Below are 10,862 nucleotides of genomic sequence, written 5' to 3' on the forward strand. Positions count from 1 at the left end.
AACCCATGAGCAAGCCACGCCTTTTCTCCGGCATCCAGCCGTCGAGCGATTCGTTGCACCTTGGCAACTACATCGGCGCACTGCTGCAGTGGCGCCAGTTGCAGGACAGCCACGACGCGTTCTTCTGCGTCGTCGACCTGCACGCGATCACGGTGCCGCAGGACCCGAAGGAACTGGCGGAGAAGACCCGGCGCACGGCGGCGCAGTACATCGCCGCCGGGATCGATCCGACGGCCTCGACGCTGTTCGTGCAGTCGCACGTGCCGGCGCACGCCGAGCTCGCCTGGGTGCTGAACACCATCACCGGGTTCGGCGAGGCCGGGCGCATGACGCAGTTCAAGGACAAGTCGTCGCGCTACGGGACGGACTCGACCAGCGTCGGACTGTTCACGTATCCGGTTCTGATGGCGGCGGACATCCTGCTCTACGACGCGGTGGATGTGCCGGTCGGCGACGACCAGCGGCAACACGTCGAGTTGACGCGCGACCTGGCTGAGCGCTTCAACTCGCGGTTCGGCGAGACGTTCGTGGTGCCGCGGGCGATCATCCAGAAGGACACGGCCCGCATCTACGATCTGCAGAGCCCGACGTCGAAGATGTCGAAGTCCGCGGACTCGGTGGCTGGCCTCATCCTGCTGCTCGACGAGCCCGGCGTGACGCGCAAGAAGATCATGCGCGCCGTGACCGACACGGACTCCGTGGTGCGCTTCGACCGCGAGGAGAAGCCAGGAGTGTCGAACCTGCTGGCGATCTACGCGGCGCTGAGCGGGCAGAGCATCGAGGCCGTCGCCAACGAGTACGACGGGCGCGGCTACGGCGACCTGAAGAAGGGCCTCGCCGAGGTCGTGATCGGCGAGTTCGAGCCCGTTCGTGCACGCGCCCTGGAGCTGCTGGCCGACCCCGCCGAGCTGGACCGGTTGCTGGCAGCGAACGCGCAGCGGGCATCCGAGGTGGCGGAGGCGACCCTGGCGAAGGCGTACGAGCGGGTCGGATTCCTGCGGCGCGTGCGCCTCTGACGGGCGACGGATGCCTACGGCCGCGAGCATCCGTGCCGTGCTCTTCGACCTGGACGACACCCTGTTCGCCCATCGAGACGCGGTCGAGCGCGGACTGCTCGCGTATGTGCGCGGGCTCGGACATCCGTATGACGCGTCGGATGCGGACGCCGAGATCGCGTTCTGGCGTCGGTTGGAGGAGCACCACTACCACCGCTATCTCGGCGGTGAGGTGAGCCACGAGGAACAGCGGCGGGCTAGGGCGCGCGAGTACGCCGCGGCACGGCGTGACGCTGACGCCCGAGGCAGCCGCGGCGTGGTTCTCCGACTACTTCGAGCACTACACGGACGCGTGGAGCTTGTTCGACGACGCGCTCCCCTGCCTCGACGACCTCCGTGATCGCCTTCCTGACGTGCGGTTCGGCATCGTCACGAACGGCGAGCTCGACTACCAGCTGCGCAAGATCGACGCGGTCGGCATCCGGGACCGGTTCGACGCGGTCGTCGCGTCCGGTGACCTCGGGATCACGAAGCCCGACGTGCGCATCTTCCAGGCGGCGTGCTCACAGCTCGGGGTGACGCCGGAGCAGGCCGTGTACGTTGGCGACCGACTCGGGACGGATGCGATCGGCGCGGCCAGGGCTGGCCTCGCCGGCGTGTGGATCGACAGGTATGGTGCCGAGGTGTCCGAGGCCGAGCGTGCCGCCGCCGACGAACTCGGCGTCGTGCGCATCACCGGCCTCACGGAGCTGGCCGCCGCGCTCGGCCTCTGACTGAGTCGCGCGGTCCCACTTCGAGGTGGACGTCACATCCCCGTTCGTAACTCCTGCAAGGTGCTCCCGGTCCTGCGCAATGGGCGCTGGACACCTCGGCAGTCCGGGAGGGGACGGACATATTGCAGGAGTTGCGAACACAGCAAGAACGCCCGCGTCGCGCAAGCGGGCAAGTCGGCTACCGCTTCAGCAGGGCGACCAGGCACTCGATGGCTGCGCTCACCAGCTCAGGCTGCTCCATCGTGTGCTGGTACGCCGGCCTGAGCGACGCGTAGCCGAGACGCGCTGCCTGAAGGTCTCGCTCACGGTCTCGTACATGTAGCGACCAGCCGTCATGATGGGCACGGCTATCCGCTTCGAGTACGAGCACATCTTCGACGACGATGTCCGCCCGTCCAAGGCCGTCCAGGTGAACCTGAATCTCGTAGCGCAGCCCAAGGCCCTCGACGATGAGACGCAAGACCGTCTCCTGTCCTGCCTCGGCGAGGGGATTGAGCCGTGATCGCATCCACGCGTAGCGCTGCGGCAGCCGAGCGAATAGCTCGGCGATCGCGTCCTCATCGATCAGGCCGAGGTGCCACGCGTTGTCGAGGGATGCGATCGCGAGGGATGACTTTTGACAGCGAACGACGTGCGCGAGAGCATCCAGGAGTCCCACTCGATGGTCGTCGCCCGCTGTTCGATCGATGAGCGGTTGCCAGTGCAGTACGACTCCGTCGCGGTTCTCCTTGGTCAAGCGCTCCCACTTCTCGGAGGGCGCCCGTAACCGACTGGCGGCTCGTTCTAGGTGAACGTGCGGTGCGCCCGGCTTCACCGCGAAGACCCCGTAGCTTCTCAACGCCGAGACACACGTCAGGCGGCCGCCGATACGAACCGCCGAACTGCCGTGTGCATCAAGCGATGGAAGGCAATAGTGGTCACGCCGAGGCCGGCGTAGAGCGCCACCGCGAACGGCGGCAGTCAGCGAGCGACTGGTCGCACCCAAGCCCATGAGTTCTGCTCGACTCAGTACGTCTCGGCCCGTCATTCGGAACGCGTCATCCCAACCCATCGCGCCAGCTTTGACGGGCGAACGACATGGCGGCTCGCGACGAAGCAGAACTGTGAAAACAACTGCCGGAGCTACGGATGGGGAGGACAAGAGTAAGCGACCCGCGCGATGCGCCCACGCCATCCCATGGTTCGCAACTCCTGCAGATCGTCGACTGCACGGGCGCAGAACCGCCAGTTTCCGCCTCCTCGCCGACAAACCGCAGGAGTTATGAACGGGGTGGGACCCGGCAAGCCGGCGAGTGACCCCGGCGGCGGCTGGGCCTGGGCGGCGGCGCCCCGCGACGCCGCGTGACACGGGAATACGGGGGCGCGGCGTGCGTTGGTAGGGTGTAGGCAGTGCTCCGGGGTCGGTGAGAGTCCGAACCGGCGGTGAAAGTCCGCGAGCCGAGGCGCCGATCGTTGCGAAAGCAGCGGAAGGCGGCGAGGTTGAGCCGGTGGAATTCCGGCACCGACGGTGATGGCGCGTTCAATTTCTGCTGCTTCGGCAGCGGGGTGGCGCGGCAGAGTCCGGATGGGAGGCAGCACACGCACGGTTGCGCAATCGTGCCGTCGGCACGTGTCCGAGGAACCCCGGGGTCCACGTACCGCTCGTCAGGACGACGAGCGGGATGAGGACAGACGGAGACCGGGATGACCGACATCGGGTTCGAGGCGCAGAGCTTCGACGCGGCGATGCGGCGCGCTCTCGAGCTGGCCGCTCTCGGTCCTGCGCGCGGTGTGAACCCGCAGGTCGGATGCGTCATCCTCTCCCCCGCTGGCGAGGTGCTGTCCGAAGGCTGGCACCGCGGGGCGGGCACGGCCCACGCCGAGGTCGACGCGCTGTCGAAGCTGGCGCCCGAGCAGGCATCCGGAGCGACCGCCGTCGTGTCCCTCGAGCCCTGCAACCACACCGGCCGCACCGGGCCGTGCAGCGAAGCGCTCATCGCCGCTGGCGTCGCGCGCGTGGTCTACGCCGTCGACGACCCGGGACACGCCTCGCACGGCGGCGCGAAACGGCTGCGCGAGGCGGGCGTCGAGGTCATCTCCGGCGTCGAGGCGGATGCCGCCAGCCGGCTCCTGCAGGACTGGCTCGTCGCCGCACGCCTCGGCCGCCCCCACGTCACGCTCAAGTGGGCGAGCAGCCTCGACGGCCGCGTCGCCGCCTCCGACGGCACCAGCAGGTGGATCACCGGTTCGGCCGCGCGGCAGCACGTGCATGAGCAGCGTGCTGCGTCCGACGCGATCATCGTCGGCACCGGCACCGTCTTCGCGGACGACCCGAGCCTCACGGCCCGTGGCGATGCCGACGAACTGCTGCCGCACCAGCCGGTGCCGGTCGTGCTCGGCGACCGGGTCGTGCCGGACGACGCCGCCGTGCGACGGCATCCGAACCCGCCGGTCTTCCTGTCCGGTCACGACCTCGCCGGGGCACTCGTCGAGCTGCGCGAGCGCGGGGTCCGCTCGGCCTACGTGGAGGCCGGGCCGGTGCTCGCCGGCGCCTTCGTGCGCGAGGGACTCGTCGACGAGTTCCACGTCTACCTCGCCCCCACACTGCTGGGCGGCCCGCGCACGGCCCTCGACGACATCGGCGTGCACTCGATCGCCGAGCAACGCAGCCTCTGCCTGCACCGGGTGGAACGCCTGGGGAACGACCTGCTCGTCGTGGCCACCGACCCGGCGGCGCGCACGCTCAATCCGTGGCACGCCGACACTGCGGAGCTCGCACCGCCCGGCTCAGCAGTGCAGCACACCCACCAGACTCGATCCGCTCGAGAAGGAGCTTGAGGATGTTCACCGGAATCATCGAAGAACTCGGCGAGATCACCGCCGTAGAGCGCGGTGCCGACGCAGCACGCATCACGGTGCGCGGCCCGCTGGCCGTGCAGGGCGCCAGGCACGGCGACTCGATCGCCGTGAGCGGCGTGTGCCTCACCGTCGTGGACCAGACCGAGGACTCGTTCACCGCCGACGTGATGGCAGAGACCCTCGCCGTGAGCACCCTCGACGACGCTGCAGCGGGCACCCCGGTCAACCTGGAGCGCGCTGCACAGGTCGGCGACCGGCTCGGCGGCCACATCGTGCAGGGACACGTGGACAGCATCTCCACCGTGCTGGCGATCACACCGGGTGAAGCGTGGCGCGTTGTGCGCTTCAGCCTCTCCCCCGAGATCGCCTCGCTCGTCACGCGCAAGGGATCCATCGCGGTCGACGGCGTCTCGCTCACGGTCTCCGCGGTGAGCGACGCCGGAGCGTCGCAGCAGTGGTTCGAGGTCTCCCTCATTCCGGAGACCCTCGCGGCGACCACCCTCGGGAGCAGGGAGGTGGGCGACCGGGTGAACGTGGAGACGGACATCCTCGCGAGGCACGTGGAGCGGATGCTCGCACTCGAGCAGGCATCCCCCAGGCACCGGGTCTCCGCAGAGGGCCCGGACCAGGAAGCGAGTCACGTCTCCGGCGTGAGCGGGGACACCGCGGTGAGGAGCGAGGCATGACACTGGCGACGATCCCGGAGGCGCTGGAATCGCTGCGCGCCGGACGGCCCGTGCTGGTCGCGGACAACGAGAGCCGGGAGAACGAGGGCGACATCGTGCTCGCGGCAGAGACCGCGTCGCAGGAGTGGGTCGCGTGGCTGGTGCGGCATTCCTCCGGCTTCATCTGCGCGCCGCTCACGAACGAGCTGGCCGACAAGCTCGAGCTGCCGGTCATGGTCGTCGACAACGAGGACTCCAGGGGCACCAACTACACGGTCACGGTCGACGCCGCCGACCGGCTCTCCACCGGCATCAGCGCCGCTGATCGCGCACACACGCTGCGCGTGCTGGCCGACCCGTCTTCGACCGCTAGGAGCCTGCACCGACCAGGACACATCGTTCCGCTGCGGGCCGTCGACGGCGGCGTGCGGGAGCGCGACGGGCACACCGAGGCCACCGTGGACCTGCTGAAGCTGGCCGGCATGACACCGGTCGGCGCGATCGGCGAGGTGGTCGCGGACGACGGCGAGATGATGCGCCTGCCCGAGCTGATCGAGTTCGGTGAGCGCGAGAACGTGCCGGTCATCACGATCGAGGCGCTTATCGCGTACCTGCAGGAGTTCCACTGCGACGCTCCGCTCGAAGCTGTCACACCGGTTCCGGAGAGCTCGCGCGTCATCTTCGAGGTCGAGACGACCGTTCCGACCACGCACGGACCGTTCCGCGTTCGGGCCTACCGCGACCGCATGACCGGCGCCGACCACGTGGCGATCATCGCCGGAGAACCCGGCGAGACCGGGTCGCTCGTGCGCGTGCACTCCGAGTGCCTGACCCGTGAGGCGTTCGGCACGCTGAAGTGCGAGTGCGGACCGCAGCTGGATGCCGCGCTCGACACGATCCAGCGCGACGGCGGAGTCGTCATCTACCTGCGCGGCCACGAGGGCCGTGGCATCGGACTGATCAACAAGCTGCGCGCGTACCGCCTGCAGGAGGATGGACTCGACACCCTCGACGCGAACCTCGCGCTCGGGCTGCCGATCGACGCGCGCGACTACGGCGCGGCATCCGCGATCCTCGCCGACCTCGGGATGCGTTCGGTGCGGCTGCTCACGAACAATCCCGACAAGGTCAACCAGCTCAATGAGCACGGCGTAACGGTCGAGGAGCGCGTGCCGCTCGTCGTGGGCCTCGGCGCGCTGAACGAGCAGTACCTCAAGACGAAGCGGGACCGGCTCGGACACCTGCTGCCGGTCGCGGACGCCGAGCTGCGCGAACTGGACAGCACGTTCGACGAGGATGCCGCCGCCTCCGACGATGAGCTGATCGCCCACCACGTCGTGACCAAGACGAACGTGATCCCGACCCCCGAAGAGAAAGGCGCGACCCGATGAGCGGAGCCGGCGCACCCGACCACGAGACCCTGAACGCGGAAGGCCTGCGCGTGGTGGTGGTCGCGGGCACGTGGCACGAGACCATCACGGAAGGCCTCGTCGCGGGAGCGCAGCGCGAGCTGACGGCATCCGGAGCCGATTGGAAACTGGTGCGTGTGCCCGGCAGCTTCGAGCTGCCGGTCGTGAGCAAGGCGGCACTGGATGCCGGTGCCGACGCCGTCGTGGCGCTCGGCGTGATCATCCGCGGCGGCACTCCGCACTTCGAGTACGTCTCCTCTGCGGCGACCGACGGGCTCACCCGCGTCGCCCTGGACACCGGCAAGCCGGTGGGCTTCGGTGTTCTCACGCTCGACGACGAGCAGCAGGGACTCGACCGCGCCGGTCTGCCCGGCTCGAAGGAGGACAAGGGCGCCGAAGCCGCGCATGCGGCGATCGCCACGGCGGTGGCACTGCGCGAGCTGCGTCAAGGAGCCTGACAGCCCCCAATTGGTCGCTCGTTCCGACGGCAAGGGGCACCTATGCTGTGCACGTGAGCAGGGCACGCAGGGTCGCACTCTGGATCGGCGGAGCGGTCGTCGCGATCGCGATCGTGGTGGTCATCGTCATCGTCGTCGCGCGTCCCGGCTCCTGGAACGGCACGCTGACCTCCGTGGCCTACAGCCAGTCGCAGGCCGTGCCGAACTTCGACGACTCGACGCGCACCACGACCGACGCCGGCCACCTCGCCGCGCTGCAGCGGGTGCTGCACGACGACGGCTGGCATCCGGGCGATGCGGGGCAGGCATCCAGCAACGGATGCGCCGGCGGCATCGCCACGCACCTGAACATGCGGCTCGGTGACGGGTCGACCGCGAAGCTCGACACCTACCGGTGCGGCAACGACAACGACCGCCTCACCGCCGACGTCACCCGGCTCATCTCTTCGTGGCGGGCGGCGGACTGAATCGGGCTTAAGGCTTCCAGACCATCAGCACGACGACGGCGAGAAGCAGCAGGCTGGAGATGCCGCTCGTCGCGGCCAGCGGGCCGTACCCGCGGTTCGGTGCAGGCGGGGCGGGCCTTGCGGCCGGGTCCTCCTCCTCGACGGCTTCTTCACCCTCGATCGTGTCCGCCGCGCGTCGCATGGCGGGCACGACCACGAACAGGGTGAGGCCAAGGGCGATCACGTAGAGCACGATGGACAGCCAGATCCACGTCGACGAGATGCTGGTGTGGTACTTCGGGTCCGACGTTCCCAGTGCACCGAATCCTAAGATGAAGACCGCGAGCGACAGCAGGCTGAACACATTGGTCGACCGCGCCAGCGTGCGCACCTGCGTCGGGGAACCGGCCCGGATGGCACGCATCGCGGTCATCGGAAGAATCGCCATCGGCCCCACGATGAAGACCGCCGCCGCAACATGCAGGATACCGAGAATCACGTTCGCCACACTCATAACGCCAGACTAGCGGCCGGTGTGAGTTCGCTGAACGAGCACCGCTCAATCCAGGAACAGCGCGCGTAGCCGCCGGGTCGTGAGGATCATGCCGAGCACGGTCATGACGCCGAGGTACAGCACGTGCCACAGCACGCCCACGTCGACCGCACCGGTCGTCAGCGATCGAACCAGATCGACGCTCTGCCACAGCGGCAGCGCCTGGATCACGACCTGAACGCCCTGCGGATACACCGACAGCGGATAGAACGTGCCGGAGAGCAGGAACATCGGCAGCATCACGAAGTTGATGATGTCCATCTGCTGGAACGACTTCATATAGCTCGTGATGCCCATGCCGAAGCTGGCGAACGCGAACGCGACGAGCAGCACCGCGGGCAGCGCCAGGAGCGCCCACCACGACAGGTTCAGACCGACGAACTGCATGACGATCATGAACGCGACCGCATAACCGGCGCCTCGCAGCAGGGCGAGCGCGATCTCCCCGAACGCCACGTCGAGGGGACCGAGCGAGGTGGCGAGCATCCCTTCGTAGAGTCGCGCGAAGCGGATCTTGAAGAACACGTTCCAGGTGGAGTCGTACACCGCGCCGTTCATCGCGGCGGTCGCCAGCAGCGCAGGTGCGATGAACGCGGCGTACGAGATGCTTCTGCCGTCGCCCGCCGAGACCGTGCCGACGAACGCGCCGAGCCCGATGCCGAGCGACAGCAGGTAGAAGATCGGCTCGAACACGCCGGAGACCACGACCAGCCAGTTCGTCGACTTGGTGGCCAGCCATCCGCGATACACCACGGATCGCCCGTTTCCCGCGTACAACGAACCGACGCCCCTGCGCCGAGCGGATGCCTGCACCGGCGCCTCGACGTCCACCCCGGTCACGTGTAGAGCCTCCGCTTCGCGATGCGGCGAGCGAGCAGCCAGCCGGGCACGAACAGCACGAACAGGTAGAGAACGTGCACGACGATCAGCCATGGCGGCACCTGAGCGCCGTAGGAGACGATCCTCGCCAGCTGCGTGCCGTGCCAGATGGGCGAGAGCCAGCCGATCCACTGCAGGTAGATCGGCATGGAGCTGAGCGGGAAGAACGTGCCCGAGAACAGGGTCAGCGGCAGCAGCACGAAACGCATCAGCATGGCGATCTGGCCCGAGTCCGTCTGGATCGTGGCGACGTACGCCATGATGGGCGCGCCGAACGCCAGCCCGACGAGTGTGGCGATCAGCACGCCGAGGAACGCCGTGCCCGACGGCGTCGCGCCGAACAGCTGCATGAACAGCCAGTAGACGACGCTGGAGGCGACCAGGCGAACGACGACGGAGATCACCATGCCGTCGATGATCTGGCCCGGCGTGATCGGCGACGAGCTGATGCCGAGGAACGTCGGATTCCACTTGAACCCGAGCATGACCGGATAGGTGAACTCCTCGGAGGCCACGGTCACCGCCGCCGTGCACAACAGCGCCGGTGCAACGAACTGCAGGTAGCTCACGCCGTCGACCGCGTGCGGACCGAGGTTCGCGCTGACCAGGGCGCCGAGGCCGACGCCCATCGCGAACAGGTACAGCAGCGGTGTCCCGACCGCGCCGATGAGCACCGTCGAGACGTAGGAGCGCATGACGCGCAGGCGGTGCTCCGCGACGTACCACGCCCCGAAGCGGCGCGCGCGCTGGACCTGAAAGCGACGGTCACTTCTGAGCGTCGCCGCGACGCCAGCGCCGACGGCCGTCTCGGCCGTCGGTAGGGACCCACGGCCCGAATGAGCGGTCATTCGATCAACGACCTTCCGGTGAGCCGCAGGAAGACATCCTCGAGGCTGGAGCGCCGCACGAGCGAGGTGAGCGGATGGATGCCCGCTTCGGTGAGCCGCGCGAGCTCGGCCTCGCCGTCGGCTGTGTACACGAGCACACGGTCGGGCAGCGCTTCGACGCGATCGCCGGCACCCTGCAGCCGCAGCGCCATCTCGGCGTTGCGGTCGGCACCGAAGCGCAGCTCGAGCACCTCGCGCGTCGAGTACTCCCTGATGAGCGAAGCCGGAGTCCCCTCCGCCATGATCGTGCCCTTGTCGACCACGATGAGCCTGTCGCAGAGCTGCTCCGCCTCGTCCATGTAGTGCGTGGTGAGCACGAGCGTCGTGCCCTGCTCCTTGAGCCGGAACAGCCGGTCCCACAGGATGTGCCTGGCCTGCGGATCGAGCCCCGTCGTCGGTTCGTCGAGCAGCAGGATGCGCGGATCGTTCATCAGCCCGCGCGCGATCGTGAGCCGCCGCTTCATGCCCCCGGAGAGGTCGGTGACCTTCGCCTTCGCCTTGTCCTGCAGCTGCGCGAACGCGAGGAGATCATCCGCCTTGCTGCGCACCTTCGCCATCGGCAGCCCGAAGTAGCGGCCGTACACGACGAGGTTCTCGCGAACGCGGAGCTCCTCGTCGAGGTTGTCGGACTGCGGTACGACTCCGAGCTGCGACCGGATCTCCGGGCCGAATCGGTCAGGGTCGAGACCGAGGATCTCCAGCCGCCCGCTCGTGCGCGTGGAGACCGCGCCGATCATGCGCATCGTCGTCGACTGGCCGGCCCCGTTCGGCCCGAGAAGGCCGAACGACTCCCCCGGCGCCACCTCGAACGTGATGCCGCCGACGGCCGTGACCTCCCCGTACTGCTTGACGAGGTCGGATGCGACGATCACCGGCGAAGACACGCTCACCAAAGTAGCTCCTACGGGTGACAGCGTGCAGGGCAGGGCGCGCAGCACTCGAAAAGGGCGTGCAGCAGC

General features: G+C 68.4%; 12 protein-coding genes. 7 read left to right on the forward strand and 5 right to left on the reverse strand.

Annotated elements, in window-relative coordinates; translation table 11 throughout:
* The first annotated feature begins 5 nt into the window (after positions 1-5).
* Together trpS and ACTHNC_RS04790 are read left to right on the forward strand one after the other, a co-directional pair.
* Positions 6-1,016 (forward strand): tryptophan--tRNA ligase, encoded by a 1,011-nt coding sequence (gene trpS / locus ACTHNC_RS04785; protein ID WP_440293456.1) that lies wholly within the window; start codon positions 6-8, stop codon positions 1,014-1,016.
* A 266-nt stretch (positions 1,017-1,282) separates the two neighbouring features.
* Positions 1,283-1,768: an HAD family hydrolase gene (locus ACTHNC_RS04790; RefSeq protein ID WP_440293457.1), complete on the forward strand. Its 486-nt coding sequence runs from the start codon at positions 1,283-1,285 to the stop codon at positions 1,766-1,768.
* Between the two features lie 178 nt (positions 1,769-1,946).
* On the opposite strand, the gene ACTHNC_RS04795 is transcribed toward ACTHNC_RS04790, so the two are convergent.
* Entirely contained in the window at positions 1,947-2,504 is a 558-nt protein-coding gene (locus ACTHNC_RS04795; protein ID WP_440293458.1) for a hypothetical protein, read from the reverse strand.
* Positions 2,505-3,451: 947 nt separating this feature from the next.
* Here ACTHNC_RS04795 and ribD point away from each other — a divergent pair.
* The 5 genes from ribD to ACTHNC_RS04820 are packed head-to-tail and all read left to right on the forward strand — an operon-like array spanning position 3,452 to position 7,605.
* A complete protein-coding gene (gene ribD / locus ACTHNC_RS04800; protein WP_440293459.1) occupies positions 3,452-4,585 on the forward strand; it encodes a bifunctional diaminohydroxyphosphoribosylaminopyrimidine deaminase/5-amino-6-(5-phosphoribosylamino)uracil reductase RibD in 1,134 nt (377 codons plus the stop codon).
* A 2-nt stretch (positions 4,586-4,587) separates the two neighbouring features.
* Complete coding sequence (locus ACTHNC_RS04805) at positions 4,588-5,292, forward strand: riboflavin synthase (protein WP_440293460.1); 705 nt, start codon at positions 4,588-4,590, stop codon at positions 5,290-5,292.
* On the forward strand, positions 5,289-6,662 hold the full coding sequence (gene ribB, locus ACTHNC_RS04810; protein WP_440293461.1) for a 3,4-dihydroxy-2-butanone-4-phosphate synthase: 1,374 nt from the start codon (positions 5,289-5,291) through the stop codon (positions 6,660-6,662). Before ACTHNC_RS04805 ends, ribB begins: the two co-directional genes overlap by 4 nt.
* A complete protein-coding gene (gene ribH, locus ACTHNC_RS04815) occupies positions 6,659-7,138 on the forward strand; it encodes a 6,7-dimethyl-8-ribityllumazine synthase (RefSeq protein WP_440293462.1) in 480 nt (159 codons plus the stop codon). The genes ribB and ribH overlap by 4 nt, the downstream gene beginning before the upstream one ends.
* Before the next feature lie 53 nt (positions 7,139-7,191).
* Positions 7,192-7,605 (forward strand): hypothetical protein, encoded by a 414-nt coding sequence (locus ACTHNC_RS04820; protein WP_440293463.1) that lies wholly within the window; start codon positions 7,192-7,194, stop codon positions 7,603-7,605.
* Between the two features lie 7 nt (positions 7,606-7,612).
* Here ACTHNC_RS04820 and ACTHNC_RS04825 read toward each other — a convergent pair whose 3' ends face one another.
* The 4 genes from ACTHNC_RS04825 to ACTHNC_RS04840 are packed head-to-tail and all read right to left on the reverse strand — an operon-like array spanning position 7,613 to position 10,787.
* On the reverse strand, positions 7,613-8,098 hold the full coding sequence (locus ACTHNC_RS04825) for a DUF2269 family protein (RefSeq protein ID WP_440293464.1): 486 nt from the start codon (positions 8,096-8,098) through the stop codon (positions 7,613-7,615).
* A gap of 45 nt (positions 8,099-8,143) precedes the next feature.
* Positions 8,144-8,977, reverse strand: a complete 834-nt coding sequence (locus ACTHNC_RS04830) for an ABC transporter permease (protein WP_440293465.1) — start codon at positions 8,975-8,977, stop codon at positions 8,144-8,146.
* Positions 8,974-9,864, reverse strand: coding sequence for an ABC transporter permease (locus ACTHNC_RS04835; protein ID WP_440293466.1), 891 nt, complete (start codon positions 9,862-9,864; stop codon positions 8,974-8,976). Before ACTHNC_RS04835 ends, ACTHNC_RS04830 begins: the two co-directional genes overlap by 4 nt.
* Positions 9,861-10,787 carry an ABC transporter ATP-binding protein gene (locus ACTHNC_RS04840; protein ID WP_440293513.1) on the reverse strand — a complete coding sequence of 309 codons (927 nt, stop codon included), beginning with the start codon at positions 10,785-10,787 and terminating at the stop codon, positions 9,861-9,863. Before ACTHNC_RS04840 ends, ACTHNC_RS04835 begins: the two co-directional genes overlap by 4 nt.
* Between the last annotated feature and the right edge of the window lie 75 nt (positions 10,788-10,862).

This window comes from Humibacter sp. (assembly GCF_051954055.1).
GTDB lineage: Bacteria > Actinomycetota > Actinomycetes > Actinomycetales > Microbacteriaceae > Humibacter.